At 59.3% G+C, this 22,902-nt stretch carries 25 protein-coding genes; 8 read left to right on the top strand and 17 right to left on the bottom strand.

Features of this window, described 5'->3' with window-relative positions:
• Nucleotides 1-62: 62 nt before the first annotated feature.
• Nucleotides 63-1,199: a transposase gene (locus tag AC24GY_RS28375; RefSeq protein ID WP_487689976.1), complete on the top strand. Its 1,137-nt coding sequence runs from the start codon at nucleotides 63-65 to the stop codon at nucleotides 1,197-1,199.
• 204 nt (nucleotides 1,200-1,403) lie between these two features.
• Nucleotides 1,404-2,027: a hypothetical protein gene (locus AC24GY_RS28370; RefSeq protein ID WP_487689974.1), complete on the top strand. Its 624-nt coding sequence runs from the start codon at nucleotides 1,404-1,406 to the stop codon at nucleotides 2,025-2,027.
• 622 nt (nucleotides 2,028-2,649) lie between these two features.
• Here AC24GY_RS28370 and AC24GY_RS28365 read toward each other — a convergent pair.
• The 6 genes from AC24GY_RS28365 to AC24GY_RS28340 form a co-directional block, all read right to left on the bottom strand.
• Nucleotides 2,650-3,900: an ISL3 family transposase gene (locus AC24GY_RS28365; RefSeq protein ID WP_487689971.1), complete on the bottom strand. Its 1,251-nt coding sequence runs from the start codon at nucleotides 3,898-3,900 to the stop codon at nucleotides 2,650-2,652.
• Between the two features lie 458 nt (nucleotides 3,901-4,358).
• Nucleotides 4,359-5,204 carry a ferredoxin family protein gene (locus AC24GY_RS28360; RefSeq protein ID WP_487689969.1) on the bottom strand — a complete coding sequence of 282 codons (846 nt, stop codon included), beginning with the start codon at nucleotides 5,202-5,204 and terminating at the stop codon, nucleotides 4,359-4,361.
• A gap of 39 nt (nucleotides 5,205-5,243) precedes the next feature.
• Nucleotides 5,244-5,588 carry a hypothetical protein gene (locus AC24GY_RS28355; RefSeq protein ID WP_487689966.1) on the bottom strand — a complete coding sequence of 115 codons (345 nt, stop codon included), beginning with the start codon at nucleotides 5,586-5,588 and terminating at the stop codon, nucleotides 5,244-5,246.
• A gap of 149 nt (nucleotides 5,589-5,737) precedes the next feature.
• Nucleotides 5,738-7,093 (bottom strand): sigma-54-dependent transcriptional regulator, encoded by a 1,356-nt coding sequence (locus AC24GY_RS28350; protein ID WP_487689963.1) that lies wholly within the window; start codon nucleotides 7,091-7,093, stop codon nucleotides 5,738-5,740.
• A gap of 348 nt (nucleotides 7,094-7,441) precedes the next feature.
• A complete protein-coding gene (locus tag AC24GY_RS28345) occupies nucleotides 7,442-7,936 on the bottom strand; it encodes a hypothetical protein (RefSeq protein ID WP_487689961.1) in 495 nt (164 codons plus the stop codon).
• Between the two features lie 12 nt (nucleotides 7,937-7,948).
• Nucleotides 7,949-8,443: a hypothetical protein gene (locus tag AC24GY_RS28340; protein ID WP_487689958.1), complete on the bottom strand. Its 495-nt coding sequence runs from the start codon at nucleotides 8,441-8,443 to the stop codon at nucleotides 7,949-7,951.
• A gap of 206 nt (nucleotides 8,444-8,649) precedes the next feature.
• Between AC24GY_RS28340 and AC24GY_RS28335 the strand changes: the two genes are divergently transcribed.
• Nucleotides 8,650-12,336, top strand: a complete 3,687-nt coding sequence (locus AC24GY_RS28335) for an ATP-binding cassette domain-containing protein (protein ID WP_487689955.1) — start codon at nucleotides 8,650-8,652, stop codon at nucleotides 12,334-12,336.
• Between the two features lie 41 nt (nucleotides 12,337-12,377).
• On the opposite strand, the gene AC24GY_RS28330 is transcribed toward AC24GY_RS28335, so the two are convergent.
• From AC24GY_RS28330 to AC24GY_RS28295, 8 genes are all read right to left on the bottom strand, one after another.
• Nucleotides 12,378-12,701 (bottom strand): type II toxin-antitoxin system RelE/ParE family toxin, encoded by a 324-nt coding sequence (locus tag AC24GY_RS28330; protein WP_487689952.1) that lies wholly within the window; start codon nucleotides 12,699-12,701, stop codon nucleotides 12,378-12,380.
• Nucleotides 12,689-12,946: a type II toxin-antitoxin system Phd/YefM family antitoxin gene (locus AC24GY_RS28325; protein ID WP_487689949.1), complete on the bottom strand. Its 258-nt coding sequence runs from the start codon at nucleotides 12,944-12,946 to the stop codon at nucleotides 12,689-12,691. Before AC24GY_RS28325 ends, AC24GY_RS28330 begins: the two co-directional genes overlap by 13 nt.
• A 130-nt stretch (nucleotides 12,947-13,076) precedes the next feature.
• The gene (locus AC24GY_RS28320; RefSeq protein ID WP_487689946.1) at nucleotides 13,077-13,427 is read right to left on the bottom strand and encodes a VOC family protein; all 351 of its coding nucleotides are present in this window, start codon (nucleotides 13,425-13,427) and stop codon (nucleotides 13,077-13,079) included.
• Nucleotides 13,424-13,888, bottom strand: coding sequence for a hypothetical protein (locus tag AC24GY_RS28315; RefSeq protein ID WP_487689943.1), 465 nt, complete (start codon nucleotides 13,886-13,888; stop codon nucleotides 13,424-13,426). Before AC24GY_RS28315 ends, AC24GY_RS28320 begins: the two co-directional genes overlap by 4 nt.
• Entirely contained in the window at nucleotides 13,885-15,798 is a 1,914-nt protein-coding gene (locus AC24GY_RS28310) for a protein-disulfide reductase DsbD family protein (protein WP_487689941.1), read from the bottom strand. Before AC24GY_RS28310 ends, AC24GY_RS28315 begins: the two co-directional genes overlap by 4 nt.
• Nucleotides 15,799-15,895: 97 nt before the next feature.
• On the bottom strand, nucleotides 15,896-16,135 hold the full coding sequence (locus tag AC24GY_RS28305) for a CDGSH iron-sulfur domain-containing protein (protein WP_487689939.1): 240 nt from the start codon (nucleotides 16,133-16,135) through the stop codon (nucleotides 15,896-15,898).
• Between the two features lie 61 nt (nucleotides 16,136-16,196).
• The gene (locus AC24GY_RS28300; protein ID WP_487689936.1) at nucleotides 16,197-17,222 is read right to left on the bottom strand and encodes a quinone-dependent dihydroorotate dehydrogenase; all 1,026 of its coding nucleotides are present in this window, start codon (nucleotides 17,220-17,222) and stop codon (nucleotides 16,197-16,199) included.
• 3 nt (nucleotides 17,223-17,225) lie between these two features.
• Nucleotides 17,226-17,876 carry an SGNH/GDSL hydrolase family protein gene (locus AC24GY_RS28295; protein WP_487689934.1) on the bottom strand — a complete coding sequence of 217 codons (651 nt, stop codon included), beginning with the start codon at nucleotides 17,874-17,876 and terminating at the stop codon, nucleotides 17,226-17,228.
• A 171-nt stretch (nucleotides 17,877-18,047) separates the two neighbouring features.
• Between AC24GY_RS28295 and rpmJ the strand changes: the two genes are divergently transcribed.
• The 5 genes from rpmJ to AC24GY_RS28270 all read left to right on the top strand — a co-directional run bounded on the left by rpmJ (nucleotide 18,048) and on the right by AC24GY_RS28270 (nucleotide 20,198).
• Nucleotides 18,048-18,161, top strand: a complete 114-nt coding sequence (gene rpmJ, locus AC24GY_RS28290; protein ID WP_133796336.1) for a 50S ribosomal protein L36 — start codon at nucleotides 18,048-18,050, stop codon at nucleotides 18,159-18,161.
• Nucleotides 18,162-18,191: 30 nt separating this feature from the next.
• Nucleotides 18,192-18,566 (top strand): 30S ribosomal protein S13, encoded by a 375-nt coding sequence (gene rpsM / locus AC24GY_RS28285; protein WP_395731177.1) that lies wholly within the window; start codon nucleotides 18,192-18,194, stop codon nucleotides 18,564-18,566.
• Nucleotides 18,567-18,598: 32 nt separating this feature from the next.
• Nucleotides 18,599-19,168: a 30S ribosomal protein S11 gene (gene rpsK, locus AC24GY_RS28280; RefSeq protein ID WP_422323627.1), complete on the top strand. Its 570-nt coding sequence runs from the start codon at nucleotides 18,599-18,601 to the stop codon at nucleotides 19,166-19,168.
• A 27-nt stretch (nucleotides 19,169-19,195) separates the two neighbouring features.
• On the top strand, nucleotides 19,196-19,810 hold the full coding sequence (rpsD, locus tag AC24GY_RS28275) for a 30S ribosomal protein S4 (RefSeq protein WP_422323625.1): 615 nt from the start codon (nucleotides 19,196-19,198) through the stop codon (nucleotides 19,808-19,810).
• A gap of 82 nt (nucleotides 19,811-19,892) precedes the next feature.
• The gene (locus AC24GY_RS28270) at nucleotides 19,893-20,198 is read left to right on the top strand and encodes a gamma-butyrobetaine hydroxylase-like domain-containing protein (RefSeq protein WP_487689930.1); all 306 of its coding nucleotides are present in this window, start codon (nucleotides 19,893-19,895) and stop codon (nucleotides 20,196-20,198) included.
• Nucleotides 20,199-20,222: 24 nt separating this feature from the next.
• On the opposite strand, the gene AC24GY_RS28265 is transcribed toward AC24GY_RS28270, so the two are convergent.
• From AC24GY_RS28265 to AC24GY_RS28255, 3 genes are all read right to left on the bottom strand, one after another.
• Nucleotides 20,223-20,642, bottom strand: coding sequence for a secondary thiamine-phosphate synthase enzyme YjbQ (locus AC24GY_RS28265; RefSeq protein ID WP_487689928.1), 420 nt, complete (start codon nucleotides 20,640-20,642; stop codon nucleotides 20,223-20,225).
• A 213-nt stretch (nucleotides 20,643-20,855) separates the two neighbouring features.
• Nucleotides 20,856-21,326 (bottom strand): redoxin domain-containing protein, encoded by a 471-nt coding sequence (locus AC24GY_RS28260; protein ID WP_487689925.1) that lies wholly within the window; start codon nucleotides 21,324-21,326, stop codon nucleotides 20,856-20,858.
• 121 nt (nucleotides 21,327-21,447) lie between these two features.
• The gene (locus tag AC24GY_RS28255; RefSeq protein WP_487689923.1) at nucleotides 21,448-22,875 is read right to left on the bottom strand and encodes a DUF1501 domain-containing protein; all 1,428 of its coding nucleotides are present in this window, start codon (nucleotides 22,873-22,875) and stop codon (nucleotides 21,448-21,450) included.
• Between the last annotated feature and the right edge of the window lie 27 nt (nucleotides 22,876-22,902).

Genomic DNA, 22,902 nt, shown 5'->3' with positions numbered 1-22,902 from the left:
CAGAAAAGATGCCAGGCATTTAGTTTATTGACTTTCCCCGCTTTTTGCTCATCTTTGCCCCCATGAAGCCCGCTCAAACCTCTGATCCCCAGACGCTCCCGCTTGAAGAGCAACTCGTCGGTGTGAATGCGAAAACGGGGCTCTATCCTGGCGCGCGGTCGTGGTCTGGCGGGCGGTTCCGCATTCTGGGCAAGGGGCCTCTGGAGTCGTATTGTTACCATGTGATGTCGCGGACGTGTGGTGGGGAGGTGTTCTTTGATGATGTGGAGAAAGAGGCGCTGCGGCGGGTGATCTGGCGCATGGCGGAGTTTTGCGGCATCAAGGTGCTGACCTACTGTCTCATGGGGAATCATTTCCATCTGCTGGCCGAGGTGCCTCACCGGGGGACGTGGTTGCAGCGGTTTGAGGGCGCGGATGGTGAGGCGAAGCTGCTGGAGCACCTGAGCATTCTCTACAGTCGCGCCTACGTGGGTCTGCTGCGCGATGAACTGGCGGATCTGCGGGCGCGCGGCATGGCGGTGCTGGCCGAGCAGAGGCTGGCTGCGCTGAAGAAGCGGTTTTGCGATCTGTCGTTGTTCGTGAAGGAGGTGAAGGAACGCTTCAGCCGGTGGTTCAACAAGCGGCGGGGACGCCGGGGGACGCTGTGGATGGATCGATTTAAGAGCGTGCTGGTGGAGGGCCAGGGCGAGGCGCTGCGCACGATGGCGGCGTACATTGATCTCAATCCGGTGCGTGCGGGGTTGGTCAAAGATCCGAAGGACTACCGCTGGTGCGGGTATGCGGAGGCGCTGGGCGGCAGCCGGAGAGCGCAGCGGGGCCTGTGCAAGGCGCAGGGGAAGCCGGTGGATGGATGGAAGAGCGCGGGAGCGGCGGAGGCGTATCGCTGCCTGCTGCATGCGGAGGGGCGGGAGGTGAAGGATGCGCAGAATGAGACGGTGGTGTCGCGAGGCGTGACTGTGGAGTCGGCACGAGCGGTGCTGGCGCAGAAAGGCAAGCTGAGCCCGGCGGAGTTGGTGAGGCTGCGCGTGCGCTACTTCACCGATGGCGTGGTGCTGGGCAGCAAGGAGTTTGTGGAAGGCGTCTTCGAGGCGCAGCGGGAGCTGTTTGGGCCGAAGCGGAAAGAGGGCGCCCGCCGCATGGCGGAATCGGATGCGCCCTTTTATACGCTGCGGCATCTGCGTCTCAAGCCCCTGGGATGAATCAACCCGAGTGAACTAACGAATTCACCCAACGAAGAGGCCCATGTCTTGGATCGCGTAAACATCGTGGATGGATAACCGCGACGTTTTTGAAATTAACGGTCCCTTTGCCCGAGGGAATGCATTGTTGATGTAGGATTCAGTTGCAAGGAGGCTGCCGCTTGGTCAATAAAAAGACCTGACTCAATTCACTACCCAATCACCATGAATTCATCCGCGTCCCTTTGCACCAAAGTCCTGAGTCTGGCAGTTGTCGTCTGGGCGGTGATGTCCACCAATGTGCTGGCTGCGCAAGATGCGGGGTGGGTGCCGTGGGCAGCGTTTTTGCTGCTGATGCTGCTGGAGGCCTATGCGACCGATTCCAAGCCGGCAGCCTGGTCGCAGTGGTCGGCAGGTCTACAGCGGATCGTGGGGCCGGGCATGCTGCCGTACTACGCGGTGCTGGCCGCTTTCCTGGCCTTTGGGCCTTACCAGGTGCGCCACATTTCACCGCCTAGCCTGCCGGCGTTTTCTGGGGCTCCGACGGGCCGCCCGGGGGGATTTCCAAATCAGTATCCTGGGGGCCAACCCACGCCGGGGCGGCCGACGGGTTTCCCTGGTAATGCTGCGCCGCCACGCCCTACGACTGTCAATCCAGCTCCTGCCCAAGGAAAGCCCGGAACCAATGCCACAGGTGCGCCGCCCAGACCGGCTCCTTTTCCAAGCAATCCAGCGAATGGCGGCTCAGCCCGGACTCCGATTCAACCCGCCACGGGTGCCCCAGCACCCGCCAGCGGCGCTGTGGCTCCAACCTCAACTGCCAAGCCGGCGGCGACGCCTTCGAAGTAAAAGGCTGATGGGCTACACTGCTAAACTTTTTACCAGTGCGCACGGGTAAGGGAGACCGGGCACGGCCGCAAGTGACCGAAGACGACTGAGTTCGCCAGCGGTCGGCATCTCAAGACAATGCTCCCAACGTCGAAGCCTCTGGTGAACGACACCGACTACCCGTGCCAATTCTTTCTGATCCATGCCTTGGCATCGCCGCGCTTTGAGCACCACATCTGCAGCTGTTTCTTCGTGAGCAGGGTAGTAACCGAGGAAGGAGATGATTTTCGGCCACTCGGAGACGACAGGCTGTCGTTCGTCACGTTCCCAACGCTCATATACCTCGCGTAGGGTGTCCAACTGGCCTGCCACGTCCTCCTGGCGCAGGCCCAGAATCAGCCGCTGGTTGCGAAGGTGCTGACCAAGAGTCTGGGGATAGGGGGTAATGCCTTTTTTTCTGAGTATGAATGATTTAAATGCTTCGGGTGCCAGCCGAATCTTGAAAAAGCAAAATGGCAAAATAGGGGGATACGTATTTTGAGTAAATTTTCGCAGCAGGGGCCATCGGCATTAAGTTGTCTGCAACGATGAGCCGTGTGAGGCGGCTGTTTTTTTGCTTAGCAAAAGAGGTTCTACACGGGTTTTAATGGGTGAAGGCGGGCTTGAGATCAAGTCTGCCGCAATGGAACAAGATGCGGATGCGGTAGTTGGCGAATGAGCGGAACCCTCTGGCGGCGCTTTTGATGGACTGGATGCGGCTGTTGAGGCCTTCGCTCGCAGCATTGGTGATGCGGTGTCTGATGTAGTTGAAGATCTCGCGCCAATGTGCGTCGATGAGCTGCACCACCTTCTTTAACGGCTCAAGCCTGCTGCGCATCACCGCCTTGCGCCAGGCTTCGTAGAAGCGCTCGGCGGCAGTTGGCTGGTGGTAGTTCCAGAAGTGGCGGAAGTCTTCCTTGTAGTGCCAGGCGCGGCTGGTTTTGAGGTCGAGCTGGTGCAGGGCGCGAAAGCTCACCGCCGCACTGCTGCGCCTGTCGGCATAAGTGCGCAGCCACTGGTGTTTGCTGCCCTTGAGCGTGGTGTCTCCCGCGCTTTGCAGCAGCCGGTGCTCATCCTTGCGCACGCGGTCCACCGCCGCGTTGAGATGAGCGCTGATGCGGTAACGGTCATGCACGATGTCAGCCGCTGGCAGCACCTTGCGACAGGCCTTCAAACAGGCCTCCCACATGTCCATGGCCACCGCCTTGATCTGCGGACGCTGCGCTGCGGGGATGTGCTCGAGCAGCTTGATGGCGGCATCACAACTGCGCCCGGGCACCACTTCAATGACCCGTGCGGCATCTGCCCGCAGGTCGTTGAGCGTGGTGATGCAGTCATGACCGGCTCCAAAGCTCTTCTCATCCATGCCCGCATGCTCGAACTCCGCAAGGCTGCGACGGTCCAGGCCGCGTGCCACGGCGCGCTCCATGAGTCGCTGGGCCGCCTCCCAGCCTATGTCCAGCAGGGCGCAGGCCTCCTGGGTGCTGGCCGCGCTTTGCAGCACCGCCACCGCAAAGGCCTCGAACATCCAGGTGAAGGACGAGTGCTTCCCGGCCCATGGCACGGCGATGGTTTTGACGCCGCAGTCCTTGCACTGGCAGCGCGGCACCCGTGCACGCAGCACGGTCTCAAACTGCATGGTGTCGAGATGCCGCCACTCACGCTCGGGGGCGTGGTCGAACATGACGCAGGCGTTCTGACACTGCGGCCAAGTAAGCGCAGCACCACGGACATGCCGCAGATCAATGCGCACCTGCTTGGCTGCCAGTTGCAAATCTACCCGCTCGACCTCCCAGTGCTTGTCGAGTCCCAAAAGCAGGCTGTAGTGGTCATTGAGGCTCGGTGATGTGTTCATCCGTTCATTTTACAGCTCCCTCTCACCCATTAAAAGTCGCGAAGAACCAATAATAAATGCTTTGGAATGAATCGCGTTGATACCGTAGCTTCAAGGAATGCCTTGAGCTATTTCAACCGGTGGTGCGGCTTGATCCTCGGCTACCGCAAGGATAGGACCCACAACGGAGATGGAAAGGCCATTGGCAGCTGCAATGCCACAACGGAGGAAGTCATTGGCCAGTCTGGTGCAATAGTCCATGTCTGGAAATCCCTTGCCCGCAGCATACCAATCCTCTGCCTCCATTCCCATGAGGTCTGCAGCTATTTCGTGTGATATACGAACGCGACTGGCCTGCTTGATTGGTTCGCTGTTCTTCGACGCGTATCAACTCGCGCAGATGTTCAAAGCGCGAGGCGTCTGGATTTTGTTTGCTCATGTGAGTAAGTCTGTTGAATCCTAACGCGACAGGTCTTTTTCTACTGCGCAGCCAGCGCCGCCGCAGCCCTCGCCTTGGCGATCTCTGCCTTCTTCAAAATCTCTTCCGTGCTTGGCAGGCTGGCCAGCACATCGGCCGGGATAAACCCATCGCCTACCAGCTTGGTGAGGCACTTCTTGCGCTCGTCCAAGGCCTTGTCGGGGCTGCGTTCTTTGCTGAAGCGGGATTTGGCTGCGGCGCTGCGGTCTTTGAGGGCGGAGTAGATGTCGCCGCCGAGGAGGGAGGAGATGTCTACTTTGATCTTTTCGCGACCGGCTTCGTGCTCGTTGATTTCGTCGCCGTTGATCGGTCCCGCTTGGTATTTGGGGAACATGATGGCGACTTCGGGGCAGACGCGGGAGCAGGCGGGGCAGTTGGTCTTGCAGTTGTCGTTGTTCTGCACCTGGATCTTGTTGTCCTCGCTGACGCCATAGACATCGAAGAGGCAGAAGCTGAGGCACTGCATGCAGTTGGTGCAGCGGGAGTAGTCGATGACGGGGAACCATGGCTTCCATTTGCCGGGTTCGTTCATGGTTTTCTCGCCGCGTGATTTGTCCACCAGCGCCACGATAGCATCAGGCTCAAGACCGGTGATGTCGCAGGTGTCGATGGTGATCTTGCCGGTGGCGTCTTCCAGGGTGGGGGCCTTCCCTTCAAAGGCGCCGAGCACGAGGAGGTTGCGCTCATCATGCGGCATGGCGGGCGCACCGAGACTGCTGCGGGTGACTGTGTAGCCTTTGTCGAGCAGGGCCATCATGACCTTGGCACGGGACTCGGCGGGAAGCTGGATGCTGCCATTTCCTTCGTAGAGGACGACGCGGAGAGGGCGGTGTGTGTGGGTGATCATGGGAAGAATGACGAAACCAGAATGACGAATGACGAAGGATCAGGCAGCGGGTGTTGCTTCGGCGCTGAGGAGTGCGTCGGCGATTTCCTGCGCGGTCTGGGTGCGCATGTTGAGGATCTCGGTGTCGGCGGGGAGGGGGAAACCGGCCTGTTGGAAAAGGCCTTTCACGGCGCGAGGGTAGCAGGCGGCGATGCGGAGCTTGCCACAGGCGGCGATGGCCTGGAGGCGGGGATCGCGGTGGGCGGCCATCTCGCAGAGATCGGAGACGGTTTCAAAGCTGGCGTTAGAGTCGCAGAGCTTCTGCAGAACTTCGTTTTTGACGCCGGTGGGCACGACCTGGGCGTAGGCGCAGCGGCAGTAGAGGATGGTGGCAGGGGTACTCAAAAGGGCGCGAAAAAGGTAGAGATCAGTGTGGGCTCAGGTGGCGTACTACGCAACACCGGCGAAGGCGGGCATGACGAATTTAGGCCTAAAGCACAAAGTCGGCGCGAGGCCGACTTTGTGGTTTAGCGCGAGTCGATTTGTACGAAGACCTACGAGGTGGTCTTGCGCTCAACGTTGAGGCCCATCTTCCGGTACAGCGTGGCGATGGAGACGCCGAGCATGCTGGCGGTCTTTTCGCGGGAGCCGCTGTTGTACTTGAGGGTTTCCTGGATGAAGGCGCGCTCCTGCCCCTTGATGAAGTCATCGAGCGTAGAGCCGATGGGCAGCTTGGTGATGCCTTCGGTGGTGGAAGGGGTGGGAATCTCGATCTGCTGCGTGACTTTGGCCGGCAGATCGGAAGGGCGGACGCGGTCGTTTTCCGCGAAGGCGCAGGCGCGTTCAATGGCGTTGCGCAGTTCGCTGACGTTGCCGGGCCAGTTGTACTTCTCCAGGAATTCGATGGCCCCGGCGTCGATGGTCTTGGGCTTGGAGTCAGTGCGGTCGGCGAGGTCTTTGAGGAAATGCTCGACAAGCGGGCGCACGTCCACGCGGCGTTCACGCAGCGGCGGGATCTTGAGGGGGACGACGGAGAGCTTGTAGTACAAGTCTTCGCGGAACTTGCCGGCTTTCACCGCGTCTTCCAGGGAGGTGGTGCTGGAGACCACGAGGCGGAAATCCGCGCCGCTGGAGCCATTGCCCCAGCCTTTCTTCGACTGGGATTCATCGAGGAAGGTGTTCAACTGGGCCTGAATGCGGGCCGGGAGCTGATTGATCTCCGCCAGATGGATGGTTCCGCCGGAGACGCGGTTGAAGATGGCGGTCTGGCCGAAGAGCTCGGTTTCGAGGGCATCCTCAGGCATGGCGCTGCACTGCAGTTCCTTATAGGGAGAGTTGTTGCGGCGGCTGGCTTCATGCAAAGCGCGGGCGACCATGTGCTTGCCGACGCCGAATTCGCCTTCAAGAAGAACGGGGCTGTCGTTGTTGGCCACGCGGCGCACAATATCAAAAATGCGCTGAATGGCATCGCTATGACCGATGAGCTTCGAGGCCGAGGAGGAACGCAGCGTCGCGCTGGGGATGCTCGTGGGGGTGGCAGCGGCGATGCCGTTGCGCTGCAGGGCCTGATTCACTGTCTTGATCAGATCTCCCAGATCGAAAGGCTTGGTGAGGTAGTCAAAGGCACCCAGACGCATGGCTTCCACGGCGGTTTCCACGCTGCCATGACCGGTGACCATGATGACGGCGGTGCTGGGGAACTGATCCTTGCACATGCTGACGAGATCGAGCCCATTCACATCACCGATGCGAAGGTCCACAATGACGAGGTCGGGCTGGTTGGAACGGATGGCCGCAATACCGTCGATGCCGGTGGTACAGCCAAAAACTTGGTGACCCGCAGCTTTGCAAAGCTTGGTCATGAGTTCCAGGATGGCGGCTTCGTCGTCTATGATTACTAGTTTAGCCATATTATTTTCGTGAAGTGAGAGGCATGGTTGATTGTTAAATAGGCTAAACGTTTCTCAGGATTGCGTCAATTTAAGATTCTCAAAAAAGAGAATGGGGGCATTTGGGGGCATGTCGGAACCACCGATGCACGCGCCATAAGAGCTTGATTGGATGGTCATTGATGCGCTTTCAGCGTCTAACCCGCGATGTAAACAGTGAGGGATTTACCGGGGCCGCGCTGGAGGATCGCAACTCTTGGTTTCTACGAGTGTTTCTTCACCCGCAGTCAATCCAACCAGCACACCCACATGAAATCCAAAACCAACCGACTCTCCTGGCTTTGCGGTGCTCTCGCGCTCAGCGTCGCTTCATTGCAAGCCCAGGATACCAAGCCTGCAGGCCAACCGCCCGCCGTAGTTCCACTTCCTCCCGCAGTGCCCAAAGTGGATGCTCCGCCTCCTGCGGCACCACGTGATCTGCCGCGTCCTGGCGAGCAGCGAGATGGCAATGGTCCCGGACCTGACAAAATGCGTGAGCCGCAGCGCCGCCCGGATGGGGTTGGTCCGCGTGATGGCGCTCAGCCTCAGCGTGACGCACAGCCCCAGCGGGATGGGCAGCGTGGACCTGTGAATCCTCCGCAGAGCGGCGGGCCCGGCCCCATGAATCCTCCCAACGCTGGCAGTCGCACTCCTGATCAGGGGCCAGGACATGGTCGCGAAGGCTTTCGCCGTCCCCCCATGGATGGCCAGCAGGGTGGTGAGCATCAACGCGGCGAACCGCAAACCCAGGGCAATCGAGGCCCGATGAACAACCCGCAGCACGAAGGCAATCGGGGTCAGGAACATGCGGGCCGTCAGGACCATTTCAGACAGCCTTCAGGGCCACGTGGCAATGAACAGGGAGGTTTCCGGCCTCGCGCCGAAGGCCGTGGTCCGCAGTCTTTCGCCCAGCGCGGAGCGTTTGGTGCACAGCGTGGTGGTGAAGGTTTCAGGTCGCCACAGGGTGGAGCTCAGGGCGGGCAGATGCATCGTGGTCGCGGCCCTGAGGGCAGGATGGGGCGTGGCAGGGGCCAGCGTTTTGGGGGGCGGCAGCAGCCTCAGAATTTCGGCAGTTCTCGTGGAGATTCGAGATTTGGCGGTCCACGCGGTCCTGCGCCTCGCTTTGACAAGCATCGTGGTCCCGGCCCGCAGCAGTTTGGGCAGCAACGCGGTGGGGAACATCGTGGCGAAGGCCCCCAGCACTTCGAGCGGCCCATGCATCAGCCACCGCAGGAGGGCATGCGTGGCGGCGACCGGGGGCACGGTCGATCTCCACGAGACGGTGGCCCGCATTTTGCCCCGCCTTTCCACCGGGGTCAGGAAGGACCGCATGGCCCGCCGCCGATGAACCACGAGCGTGGCCGCGAAGGCCCGCCGCGTGATCGGAGCGTGTGACAATTGAGAGCGCCAAAAATCAAGGCATGGCGGCCCGGGCAACCGGGCCGCTTTTTTTTGCGTAATTGCAGGCGGCATTCGCGTCTCGTGTGTTGTGTTTGTGCAAACGAACTCCATAGTCGCGCCGCCGCCCGCAGCCCCGCATGGGCCGCCACGAAATCCACCGCATGAGCTTGGTCAAAAAACTCGCCAAAATGTTGAACTCAAAAGCGCAGTCCTCTGCGAACGGAGTTCATGGACCGGCGGAGCTGCCATGGTGGTCGCCGGACCGGTGGGCACACCTTTGGAACGGTCAGCCGCAGGTTTCAGCCGCTTCAGCCGCCACGGCCAACACCATGCTGCCGGTGCTGATCGAAGTCTTCGCGGCTTTCAGCAAGCTGGACGGCAACATCGAGGAGGAGGAAGTCGAATCCAGTCTCGGCTACCTGCGCTATGACTACCCCGAAGCGATCTACGCCGACATGCGGCGTCTCTACTTTGAGGCGCTGCAGGAGCCGCAGGACCTGACGCAGCGCGCGAAGGAGCTGAGCCAGAAACTCACCCAGGAGCAAAAGATCCTGCTGGGCGTGCAGTTGTACCTGCTCATCTCGCGTGCGCAGCAGAATCAGCGGCAGATGGTGGAGTTCTACCTCTTCATGACGAATCTGGGCATCGCCGCCCAGGCCATCGATATCGTCTATCAGCTCAATGCCGGGGACAAACCGCCGGAGGAGGGGTTTTCCACCAAGGGCGGCCAGCCTTTGGACACGCTGCGCATCGGTGCCACGAAGAACTGCGATGTGCTGCTGCGCTCCCTTTCGGATGACTGCTCCGTGGTGGCGTTCCGATTTCAAAACCTCGTGCTGCTGAAAAACACCGGCAGCATTTCCATCCTGGTCCGCAGCCGTCGGCAGCCGCCGGGAGAATTCTCGCGGCTTTATCCCGGCGAGCGCGTGGTGATGGAGGACGTGACGCTGGACTACAATGACCTGATCACCTACTTCAACTCTAAGAAGACGCTGTCGGGCACGCAGATTTACCTGACCCTCACGGAAAATGGCAGCGCAGAAATCGCCCCGCAACGCACGCGCGGCACGAATCTGCGGCTCAGCTTTGGTCTGGGCGTTACGGTGGAGGCGTTGCGCACGACCAAGGCAACGCTGAATGGCGTGGTGCTCAGCAGCGGCACCGTGGTGGAGGCCAGCATTGAGGACAGCATCATCGCTCATGGCGAAGTGGAAATCGCGCTGCGCGATCTGCGCGTGCGCGCGCAGGAGTTTGGCGGGCAGTTCCGGCTGGAAGGCAGCCGCAACACCTACCTCGTGTCCAACAAACCCGAACTGCTGGATGAGGGGGACATTCTTCTCTCTGAAGACACCGATGGCGAAATCCTGCTGCGCATTGAGTGCAACTACGCGCAAAAGACGGGTGTGCTGGAAGTGCTGCGCTCTTCGCGCCCGCTCTACATTGGCCTGATTCCGGTGCGTGACAGGATCACTCTCAATGACGGTGACACCATCACGCTGGGTGAAGGGCAATACCTGCGCTGTCATTTTGCCGATCGCATCATCGAAGAGGAGCGCAACACCGTGCGCCAGATCGAGGTGCGTGAACTCAGCCATCGATTTGATGGTCGTGACACCGCGCAGGACGGCGTGAGCTTCATCGCGCGTCGTGGTGAGATGATCTGCGTCATGGGGCCCAGCGGCTGCGGCAAGAGCACGCTGCTGCGCATTCTCGGCGGGCAGCTTAAACCCAAGGGGGGCGAAGTGCTGATGAACGGCATGGCGCTGTATGACAACCTGCACAATCTCACGCCCTACATTGCCTACATTCCGCAGGAGGATGCCTTTGACCCCTTGCTGAAGGTGCAGGAAAATCTCGACTTCTCGGTGGCGGTGCGCTGTCCGCATCTGAAAACCGAGGAGCGGCGCAAACGCGTGGATGCAAAGCTTGCGGAACTCGGCCTGGCCGATCTGCGGGACCGGTTGGCAGGCACGCCGCAGCAAAAATTTCTCAGCGGTGGTGAGCGCAAGCGACTCAATGCCGGGCTCGACATGATCGGCATCTCCGACGTGTATCTCTTTGATGAACCGACTTCCGGCCTCTCATCCAAGGACAGCGAGCACGTGCTCGAAATCATTCGCAGTCTGGCGCGCAACAAGATCGTCATCACTTCCATCCATCAGCCCAGCTCGCGTCTGCTGCAGATGTTTGACAAGGCGCTGCTGCTCGACAAGGGCGGCAAGCTAGCCTACTTCGGCACGCCGCAGGGGATGATCGAATACTTCTGGCGCGTGTATCACACGGAAACCGGTCAGGCAGGAGATGCCGAGGCTCAGCCGCCTGACAAGCTCACACCGGACTTCGTCTTCGACGTGCTGGAAACACCACTGCGAGACATCAGCGGAGACATCATTCATGAGCGCAGTGCGGACGGGCATCTGGTGGCTGCGCGCCGCTTTCCGCCGAACTTTTGGCGCGACTCTTATCAGCGGCATCTCATCATGGAGAGCATGGCCAAGCAGCGGTCCGCGCCGGGCAGCACCAGCCTCATTGCCCGGCCCAAGCGGGATGAAAGCCACAGCGCCAGCCGCATGCGCAGCACGCCCAAGCCGCCGAAGCACACCTTCCGCGAGGAGAGCATTCTCTTTTTCACCCTGCTGAAGCGCGCCTTCCTCAGCAAGCTGCGCAACCGCACGAACCTGCTCACGACCCTGCTTGAGGCCCCTTTGCTAGCCTGGATCATTTCCAGCGTGCTCAAGTACTCTGAGGAGGCGCACTACACCTTTGCCACCGCCTTCCACATCCCGACGTACCTCTTCATGAGCCTCGTCGTGGCAATGTTTCTCGGGCTTACCAACAGCGCCGATGAAATCATCCGTGACCGCCACACCCTGAGCCGGGAGCGAAATCACAACCTGCGAACGTTTTACTATCTCAGCGGCAAGATCATCTCGCTCTCCACCTTTGCGCTCATCCAGTGTGTGATTTATCTGCTGATCGGCAACTGGGTGCTCGAGATCCGCGACATGTTCCTGATTCACCTTTGGTGGATGTTCCTCACCTCTCTCACGGGCGTCTGTCTGGGGCTGTTCATTTCCAGCATCGTCAGTGACAATCGCACTGCGGTGAATGCCATCCCGCTGCTCCTGATTCCGCAGATTATTCTTGGTGGTGCGCTGATCAAATACGAGGAGATGAACAAGAACCTCGACCTCGTCTATTCCGTGGGCAAGTGGCTGAAAAAATCCGGCAATGACGAGGAAAACGCCAGCAAACTCAAGGTGCCCTTCATCTGTCAGTTCATGCCGCTGCGCTGGTCTTATGAGGGCATGGTCATCTCGCAGTCCAAGCTCAATCCGCTTACGCGCAACCAGGACTTCCTCGACGAACGTATCCAGTCGCTGCTGCCGCCTTCAGGGGCGGAAATGAATGATCGGCAGCGTCATGAACTGGAGCTCACCAAGCAGTCCCTCGCGGTCGTTTCCGGTCTCTATGCCGAGAACCCGCGCGAAATCTCCAAGCGCCTCGGTTCCATCCGCGATGCCGTGCTCAGCGGCCGCATCGAGCCTCCGATGCTCGACAGCATGCTGCAGCAGAACGACGGCGTCAGTGCCGAAGAAATCTACGTGAATCGCAAGGTGCTCGACCTCGTGACCAAGGCCGAGATGGAACGCGAGGACTATCGTCGTAAGACCAGCCCGAATGTGTTTTTCGGCACGCGGAAGATGTATCTGGGCACCAAGTACAACACCCTTTGGATCAACAGCATCGTCATCCTGTTTACGCTGTCGCTCATCATCGCCGCGGTGGAGTTGAGTCTGCGCAGGCAGTTGACGAAGGTCTAAGGGGCTCTTGTTGCTGCCAAGGGCAGGCCTTCAAGCACTGACTAAGCGCTCCGACTGCCTCGGTCCCGCTTCACCAGCCTGGCTTTTCGGAACAGCATCTCGCCACGCATAACGGAAAGAATGAAAACCCGCTCTCCATCGTGACGATAAAATACACGACATGGAGCTTCGACAATCTGGCGGTAGCGCGACCGTCGCATTTCCGGCAGGCGTGAGCCGCTGTCGGGATGTTTTTCAAGCTGCTCGACATGCTCAAAGACTTTCCGAACCAGATTGCGTGCCGCCTGCGGATCATCGAGGGCAATGTAATCGGCAATGGTGTCGAGGTCACTAAGAGCTGGTTCGGTCCAGATTATTTGAGCCATCGCGACATGCGTTTCTTGGCTTCGGCATGTGTGACAACCCGCCCTTCTTCAATGGCACGTTCTCCGCGAGCGATGCCTTCTAGGATGCCGATTCGCCGGTTGAGTGTCTCAAACGTTTCGACGGCCATCAGATAGGCTGCTGGTTTGCCATGCTGGGTGATGAGCACCGGAGCTTGGTCGGAATCGAGACTGGCAATGATTTCTGTGGCCTTGCGCTTCAGGGTTGTCACAAGTTCTGTTCGCATAAAGTGCTACTTTAGTGCTACTTGCCTCCAGGGCAAGCGGTGAAATGCTCGGCGATCAGGCTCAGTAATGAGGGAACCAAAAAGGTCTGAAGTCTTACGATTCCCCATAGCTTACAGTTGGTTGTAGCGGTTATTTCTCCACAAGCTCAAGGCGGTGCCCATCAGGATCTTTCACGACAGAGCGACGCCCCCATGGGGAGTCTTGAGGCGGGGAGAGGATGGCGTCAGGATAATCGCTGAGGGCAGTAATTACAGAATCAAGAGATGGAACACTGAAGCCAATGCGAGTGCCAAGTGTTGAAGCGCCATTCGGAGAAAGCGGATACAACTCGAAGACACAACTTCCAAGTTTAGCAGACAAATGTTCCGGACCACTGCCATGCCGATGGCGGGTAAACTGCAAACCCAGGCATTCATAGAAAATTGCTGCCCGCTCAAGGTCAGCAGAACGTAGTACGACAAGATTCAATGCCGGAGTCATCGGGGAGGATGGGCCGCTTCTGTTTCTCCTTCGAAGAATTTTAATAAAATGCAGAAGGTTCCGGCAATGAAGATCGGAAGCTCATAAAACAGAACGAAGCGTGTGACGCTTCGATCAAGGTCTAGCTTGGCGATTTCGGGATCGTTTAAGCTGAGCCACCAAAGATAGCTTTGAAAAGCGATCATGAGAAACAAGAAGATGCCGACGCCGAGGCCCCACTGGCGGGGACATTTCCAAATTTTCCAAAGTATGCCTGACCAGATGGCGATGCCGAAAAACGGTGCGAGGGTTATCTCCGCAGGTGCGCCTGGACTTTGGCGCAAGCTTCCGACGATGCTCATGACGGCAACTAAAAGCAGCGACACCATCGCAAGGCGGTGAATCACAGTATTAGTTTTTAGGCTCATGTCAGAAGACTGTTGTGCGCCGAGAGATTTGAATTCTGTGAGCTGCCTGTTCACTTCTCCAACTTCTTCAGCGCCGCCGTCACATTCCCCACCGTGAGCAGTTCATCGAGAATGAAAGGTTCTTCCACGCCGGGGATGTAGAGCACATTCACTGGCACGGCGCGTTTGCCCAGGGCTTCGAGGGCGAGACGGATGGTTTCGTTTTCATCGGACCAGTCGGCCTTGAGGGTGGCGACATGGTGCTGCTTGAAGAGGGCTCGCAGACCTGTGTCGGAATAGACACGTTTGTTGACCTGGCAGGTCCAGCACCAGGAGGCGGTGAAGTCGATGTAGACGGGCTGCTTGGCGGCACGCAGCGCGGCCACTTTTTCGGGCGACCACGTTTCCCAGTGCAACGCATCGGGATCTTTAAGATTCACGGCTTCTTCGGCATGAGTGCGTTTGGCCGAGGCATTGGGCAAGCCGAACCACAGGCCGCCTGCAATGGCGAGGAACGTGAGCAGTCGTGCGATGTTCTGTGTGCGAGCGGGCTTGTGCGGGAGCGCCCAGCGGCCGTAAATCCAGCAGCCCAGGGCGATGAGCACGAGGCTTAGGATGGCGAACAGCACTGGAAGGCCTTCGATCTGATTGGTCAGCACGTAGAGCATGAATCCCACGGTGCCGAAGAGCAGGAAGGACATGCCCTGCTTGAAGCTTTCCATCCATGCGCCGGGGCGTGGCAGTGCGGAGATGAGGCCGGGGAAAAGGGAGAGCATCAGAAAGGGGCTGGCGAGACCGAGGCCAATGAGTGTGAAGATCAGCATCGACTGGTAGGGGGGCATCGCGAGCGTGGCTCCCAGAGCGGTGCCGAGAAACGGAGCGGAGCAGGGGGTGGCGACCACCGTGGCCAGCAGGCCGGAAAAGAAGGAGCCACCGAGTCCACCTTTGGACTGCAAGCCTGAGCCAACGCCGATGGCCGAAGTGCCGATCTCAAACAGGCCTGCCATGTTCAGTGCGAAGATGAGGAAGAAGGCCGCGAGGAAGAAATTGAAAGCCGGTGATTGAAGCTGCGAGCCCCAGCCCTTGTTCAGCGCAATGGCGAATCCGCCCAGCACCCAGAACGAGAGCAGCACACCCACGGTGTACATCAGGCCATGCAGCACCACCTTGCGACGGTCTTCACCCGCCTGCTGCACCACGCTGGTGACCTTGATGCCGAGCACCGGAAACACGCAGGGCATGATATTGAGGATCAAGCCGCCAATGAAGGCGTAGAGGAGCAACTCCGCAAAGGTCAGGGGAATTTTAGGTGCGGCGGTTGGCGCGGCAGCAGGGGCTGTTGCTGGTTCTACAACTTTGGGCGCAGCAGGCTTTGCTTCATTCGCAGCAGGCGCTACGGCTATGCCCTCAGGGCCTTTTTTTTCTGCGGCAGGTGTGCTGCCAAATGCGGCGGCATTCGCTGCGTTGACTACAGGCGCTGCGGCCACATTCAGTGTGAGCGCGACTTCTTTGACAAAGGGCAGGCAGCTCTTCGGATCGCACACGAGCGCATTCACTTTCACTTTCAGTTCGGCACTGCTTCCCACGGCGGCACTGGCTGGTGGGGTGATCTTCACCGGCAGGTACACCGTGCCATCATAGCCATCGCTGATCGCTCCGTCGGTGGAGGGGACTTGATGGGTTGCCGGCCAGGGCAGTTCCTCGATCTGCCAGCCTTCGGGCAGGGTCCAGGTCAGCTTGGTGGGTTTGCCGATGACGCCCGGCGGCAGAACCTTGCCATAGGTGTGGCAATCCTTGGCATGCACTAGTTTGACCGCAGCCTGAAACGGCTGGCCCGGTGCTGCGGCAGACACTGCGGCAACCAGTTCCGCCGTGACGCGCTCCTGCTTCGGAGCAGCGGCTTCGCCAAAGCCAAAGGATTGCGAGTGGGCGATGGTGGCGACGAGCAGCGAGACGGCGAGTGACAGGAAACAGCTTCGATTCATGGTTGGGGAGGGATTGGCAGGTAGGAGAACGCGCCGTGCGGGTTATTCCCATCACGGCGCGTTTCGCGGACTTAGAATACTTAAAGAGCTCTACGAATCAGAGCGCCTTGTGGCTGCCATCGCAGAAAGGCGGGTTCTTGGTGTGCTTGCAGTTGCACAGCCAGACCTTCTTGGCTTCGGGCAGATTGAACTTCTTCGGGCCCAATCCACTGCCTTTGTGGCTGCCGTCGCACATCGGCTGGTGACCGCTCAAACCGCAGGCGCACCACCAATGGTCTCCAGCAGGAAGTTCAACGGCGACGGGTTGTTTCTCGTGAATTTTGGGAAGATTTTCCATGGCGGTTAATCTGGCAGATGGGGAAAGAAGGTCAAGGCGTGCAGGTGGTTGTTGTGACTGGCTATTTGATCGTCTCCAGTACTTCTCTCACGAGGCCCGGTCCACGATACACCAGCCCGCTGTACACCTGCACAAGGACGGCCCCCGCTTTCATCTTCTCAACCGCATCTTTTCCGCAGACGATGCCGCCGACTCCGATGAGCGGGATCTGCTCCTTCAGAAGCATGCGGAAGGCCTGCAGCACGAGGTTGGAGCGCTCACGCACTGGCGCACCACTCAGGCCGCCGGTTTCATTCGCCAGCCGGTGACCTGTGATGGCCGTGCGATCAATGGTCGTGTTGGTGGCGATAACGCCGTCGATGTCCTGTTCATTGAAGACGCGGGCGAGCGCCTCGATCTGCGTCTCATTGAGGTCTGGGGCGATCTTGACGAGAAACGGCACCTGCTTGCCGTGCTCCTGCTTCAGAACGGCCTGTTCTTTCTTTAAAGCAGAGATCAGTTCACGAACTGCCCCCTCGGCCTGGAGATCGCGCAGGCCCTTGGTATTCGGAGAGGAGATGTTCACTGCGATGTAATCAGCGACGGGATATGCGGCCTTCAGGCAGATGAGATAATCACTCACGGCATCTTCGTTCGGCGTGTCGAAGTTCTTGCCGATGTTCACACCGACCACGGCTTTGGTGCGGCGATGCTTGAGCTTTGCCACGGCGGACTGAATGCCGGGGTTGTTGAAGCCCATGCGGTTGATCAGCGCTTCATGCTCGGGCAGGCGGAAGAGGCGCGGCTTTGGATTCCCCGGCTGCGGGCGCGGCGTGAGCGTGCCGACTTCCACGGCGCCAAGCCCAAGCGCTCCCCAGGCCTCCACCGCGCTGGCAGACTTGTCCATGCCGGCTGCGAGTCCGAGTGCATTGGGAAAGGTGAGCCCCATCACGCTGCGCGATTGCTGGGGGCCGCTGACCACTGACCTGAGCATGCCGAGGCGATGCGCGATGATCATCATCTTTACCGTGAGTGTGTGGGCACGTTCGGCATCGAGGCGGAAGAGCCACGGTTTCAGCACGGGGTAAAAAGATTCGATCAAGGTCATGCGTCAGGCGGGGAGGATGGATTTCACGAGTGCTGCCACGGCTTTGCCGAGCCGTCCATGCGCAGCCGCATCTAAATGGATGCCGTCGCTGCCGGGCTCGATCAGTGTTTGCGTATTGAGGAAGCCGCAACCGAGTGAACTGGCAACGGCTTCATAATACTTGGGCAGCCTGCGGCTGTCTTTTTGACCGTTGGGGAACTTGGCGGCGACATCTGGCAGGTGCAGTTGATCGCCGATGGCTGGCGGGCAGAGCAGCAGGAGTTTGGGTGCTTTGTTGCCGATGCCGGCATCGCTGCCCAGGATCATCTGCGCCAGCATTTTGACGCCGGTGGCGATTTCTCCGGGGGAAACGCCATATACGGCTTTGAGGTCATTCGAGCCGAGCATCAGCACCACCAGATCCAGCGGCTTGTGGGATTCCAGGATGGCAGGCAGCACCGTCTTGCCATTGCGTGCCAGCGCAAAGGGGTCGTCGTGCACGGTGGTGCGACCATTTTGACCTTCTTCGATCACCCGAAAGCTGGTGCCCAGTTCGTGGGCCAGAATTCCCGTCCAGCGCACGTCATGCGGGTGGCGTTCAGGGCAGGGGAGAGATATGCTTTCGGGCTTGAAGCCCCAGGTGTTAGAATCGCCAAAACAGAGAACGTTTTTCATCAGGCGTGCATGATGCCTTTCATCGAGGCGGGGGCAACTGCTCTCCACAAATGTGAATAACTCATCAAATTCCAGCTTGCGCCTCTTTTTGTCTGTGTTAGACATCCTGCCCCCTGCTCCAAAAGCAGGGTTTTGAGTTCCCCCAGACTCACCTTCTTTCACTACTCCTGTATGCGCGTCCGTACCTCCGTTAAACCTCTCTGCGAACTTTGCCGTGTTATCCGCCGCAAAGGTGTTGTCCGTGTTGTCTGCAAAAATCCACGCCATAAACAGCGTCAGGGTTAATCCTTTCTTTAAATCCCAATACACTGAATTATGGCCCGCCTGCTTGGAGTCGAAATCCCGAACGAAAAGAAAATCGAATACTCACTTCCGTATATTTACGGCATTGGGCTTTCCGTCAGCCGCAAGATTCTTGCCGCCACCAACATCGACCCGAACATTCGGGCAGGTGAACTGAGCGACGAACAGATCGCTGCGATCACCCAGACCGTTCAGGGGATGAAGATTCCGATCGAAGGCGACCTTCGTCGTGAGCTTCAGATGCACATGAAGCGCATCCTTGGTATCAACTGCTACCGTGCACATCGTCATCGTCGTGGTCTGCCAGTGCGCGGCCAGCGTACACACACCAACGCCCGCACTCGCAAGGGTCCACGTAAGACCGTGGGTGCCCAGAAGGCGAAGTAATCTGAATTTTAGCAACGTCCCCGTTCCATATCATGGCTGAAGAAACGACCCCCACCGCACCCGCCGCCGCAGCACCAGCTCCGGCAGCAGCCCCCGCTCCGGTAGCGGCACCCGCCCCTGGCGCAGCACCTGCTGCTCCTGGTGCAGACCAACGCCCCTCCGGCAGTGGCGACAAGCAGGTTTCCCAGAGCGTCTGGCTCGAAATCGGTGGTGAAGCCGCCGAACAGAAGGTCGTCAAGGCCAAGGGGTCCAAGAACGTCTCCTCAGGTCTTGTCCACGTTTACGCCACCTTCAACAACACCATCGTTACGATCACCGACCGCGCAGGTGGTGTGATCGGCTGGTCCACCGCTGGCAAGATGGGCTTCCGTGGTTCCCGTAAAGGCACTGCATACGCCGCTCAGGTGGTTGCTCAGGATGCCTGCCGTCAGGCAATGGGCCATGGTCTGCGTGAAGCTGAAGTCCGCCTTCGTGGTCCTGGCTCCGGTCGTGAGTCCGCTGTGCGTGCCGTTCAGGCCCTCGGTGTCGAAGTGACCACCATCAAGGACGTCACTCCCATCCCGCACAACGGCTGCCGTCCGCCAAAAGCACGTCGCGTCTAATTTTTCAGCTCTTTTCTCTTACCCACTATGGCACGCTACACAGGTCCTCGCGAAAAAATCAATCGCCGTTTCGGCATTGCGCTTTTCGGTCCTTCCAAATCTCTCGAAACCCGTAATTTCCCACCAGGACAGCACGGCGCCCGCAACACCCGCCGCAAGACCTCTGAGTACGGCACCGCCCTCGCTGAAAAGCAGAAGCTGCGCTATCAGTACGGCCTCATGGAAAAGCAGTTCCGCCGCTTCTTCGCTGAAGCTCAGCGCCGCAAGGGCGTGACCGGTGAAAACCTGCTTCAGATGCTCGAACTGCGCCTCGACAACGTGGTGTATCGCATGGGCTTCGCCAACACCCGTTTTGCTTCCCGTCAGCTCGTCAGCCATCGTCACATCACTGTGAACGGCAAAGTGGTCAACATCGCCAGCTACCAGGTCAAGCCCGGTGACGTCGTCGCCGCCCGCGCCAGCAGCCAGCGCAGCCAGCAGCTCATCGGTCGTTTCCTTGAAATGACCCAGGGCACTCCTGCTTCCGACTGGATGACTGTCGATCGCGACAAGATGAGCGGTGTGGTCAATCGCGTCCCAGTGCGTGAAGAGATCAACCCGATCGCCAACGAGCAGCTCGTCGTCGAACTCTACTCCCGTTAATCCCTCCGGATTAGCCATCATTCTTCAAGAGGGACGCTTTCGAGCGTCCCTTTTGCTTTCCCACCCTCGTAGCCTTTCCCTCATGACACCGACCCGCCTGGAACTCATTGGAACCGAAGTTGCCCTCGTTTGGAGCGATGGCACAGAGCAGTTCATCTCCATGGAAAAACTGCGCGCCGCCTCACCCAGCGCGGAGAATACGGGTGAACGAGATCTGCTCGGTAAAAAGATCGGGGGTACCAATCAAAAGCACTTTCCCGGCGTCACCGTGAAGGACTGGCGGATGGTCGGCGGCTACGCGATCCAGTTTGAGTTCAGCGACGGGCACAACACCGGGCTTTACTCGTTTGATTATCTGCGGGCGCTGGACGGTGTGGATGCCGCGTAAGAGCGGTGGAGAGTGATACCGCGTTCATTCTCCCACCACGCTGACCACAATACTCCGCGTATGTGGAGCCCTGCGGTGCTCGAAGAGAAAAATGCCCTGCCATGTCCCGAGGGCGAGGCGGCCGTTCACGACGGGAATGACTTCGGAGGTGCGGGTCAGCGCCATGCGCAGATGGCTCGGCATGTCATCCGGCCCTTCGTAGGTATGTACGAAATAAGGTGTGTCCTCCGGCACGAGGTGGTCAAAGAAGCTGTGCAGGTCGGTGCGTGCGGATGGATCAGCATTCTCGTAAATCACCAGGCTCGCGCTCGTGTGCTGCACAAAAACTGTGACCGTGCCTGTGCGTATGCCGCTGACGCGCACGATCTCCTGACAGCGCTCGGTGATTTCATAGGTGCCCTTGCCCCGGGTGGGGATGGAGAATTGATGAGCGTGAGCGGCCATGTGTGGAGATGAAGTGGAGGACAGGCTTCCAGCCTGTCAAACGGAGGATAGGCCTCTGGCCTGTCAGGCGGATCGAGGCGTCCCGCCTTCGATTCAGAAACCAAGGCGGGACGCCCCAGGCGGTTGTCAGGCCGGAGGCCTAACCTCCACTCTACAAAAATGCCATGTGATTCTTCATCACATGGCATCTGATTGTTTGCTACACCAGGTCGATTACGACAGCTCAGCGAGCTTGGCCTTCACTGCGGCGAAGTCAGGAAGATCCTTCGGGGTGGCGGTCTGTTCGGCGTATTGGATGACGCCGCTCTTGTCGATGATGAATGCTGCACGGGCGGAGGTGTCGCCGATGCCGGCGAGGCCTGGGAAGAGCACGTCATAAGCCTTGGTGGTTTCCTTGTTCAGGTCGCTGACCAGCGTGATGCCGATCTTTTCCTTCTGAGCCCAGGCTTCCTGTGCAAAGGGGCTGTCCACGCTGATGCCGATGACTTCGGCGTTCAGGTCGCTGTAGGAGCTGAGGCCTGCGGTGATGTCGCAGAGTTCCTGGGTGCAGACGCCCGTGAAAGCGAGGGGGAAGAAAAGCAGGACGGTGTTCTTGCCAGATGGGAGCGAGACATCGCTAAGGCCGGTGGCGGATTTCGATTTGAGGGTGAAGCCAGGGGCTTTGGAGCCGACGGAGAGTGCCATAGAGGTTGTGTGGGTGTGGGTTGCGTTCAGGCCGGGTGGCCAGGAGTCCGGTTATCAAGGCCAGACTGGCCTTCAGGTCAAACTAACGTTGCTGCTCTCCGCTTTGGATGCCCTGCCGTATTTACGCCAGCGGCAGCAGCTCTTTGATGGGATCGCCGAAGGGAAGGATGGGCATCGGGCGGCCCTGGAAGTCATCAAAGCTGTCTTCCGGATCGATGCCGAGATGCTGGTACACCGTGGCCCAGAGATCATTCGGGCTGAGCGGACGCTCGATGGGGAATTCTGCGCGAGGATTCGTCGCGCCGATGACCTGGCCGGTTTGCATGCCGCCGCCGCTGACGATGAAGGACATGGCATTGGGCCAATGGTCGCGCCCGGGCTGACTCACGCCGGTCTGGGTGCCGATCTGAGTGTTGATTCTGGGGGTGCGGCCAAATTCACCGGTGATGATGACGAGTACGTCTTTGTCGAGTCCGCGCTGGTGGATGTCCTCGATCAATGCAGATGCCGCCTGATCATACACCGGCATGCGCCAGCGGGCGTCGGCATACATGTCGCAGTTCACCGCGTGGCTGTCCCAGTTGTAGGTGCAGTTCTTCGGGATGGTCGTGGAGAAGGGATTCTCCCAGACCATGGTCACAAAACGGCAGCCGGCTTCCACGAGACGACGCGCCATGAGTCCGCGCTGGCCGTAGGTGCTGTAGCCGTAGCGCTCACGCGTTTGGGCAGACTCCTGCGTCAGGTCAAAGGCATCACGCACTGAGGGCGTGGTGAGCATCCCAAAAGCCTTTTGGCTGAAGCTGTCCATGGCGTCCATGAGGCCGCTGCGATCCATCTCGCGCTTGAGATTGTCCATGCCCTTGAGCAGGTGCATGCGGTCGTCCATGCGTGAAGCCATGTCAGGCGTCAGGCCGATGTTCTCGACCTTGAAATCCTTGGCGCTGGGATCTCCCACCACCATGAACGGGGAAGCGGAAGGCCCGAGATAGGCTGCGCCCATGGAAAACACATCAATGCCGTTGCGACCGCGATCCACACCTGCCACACAGGTGGGCATGGCCTGCCCGGCGCGCTGCAGCTTGCGCGTGATGATGGACTGCACTGAAGGCGCATCATTGACGAAGCCTACCGGCAACGCGGGATTGCGCCCGGTCATGAAACGCTTGTGCCCGCCGCCATGGTCCGAGAACTCGTGGTGCACGCTGCGGATGATGTTGAACTTGTCAGCGATCTTGGCCTGCTTGGGAAACAGCTCGCAAATGTGCGTGCCGGGCACCTTGGTGCGGATTGGATTGAGCACGCCGCGATATTCCACCGGCGCGTTCGGCTTCATGTCATAGCTTTCCAGCTGCGACATCCCGCCCGGCAGCCAGACAAAGATAACGGACTTGTCCTTGAGCCGTTTTCCCGCCGCCTTGGCAATCGTCTCTGCTCGCAAGGTGTCGCTTAACGACCAGCCAGTGAGCCCGAGCGTGCCCATGCTGAGAAAACTCCGCCGTGACAGCGGGCCGGAGCAGCGGTGGGGGGAGGCGAATGACGAGAAGGACATGGGATGTCACAGATACGTCGGCTCCAG

The organism is Prosthecobacter sp. Pr1 (genome assembly GCF_057652315.1).
The sequence above is the reverse complement of the archived record's forward strand: the minus strand, read 5'-3'. Positions and strand labels throughout refer to the sequence as shown.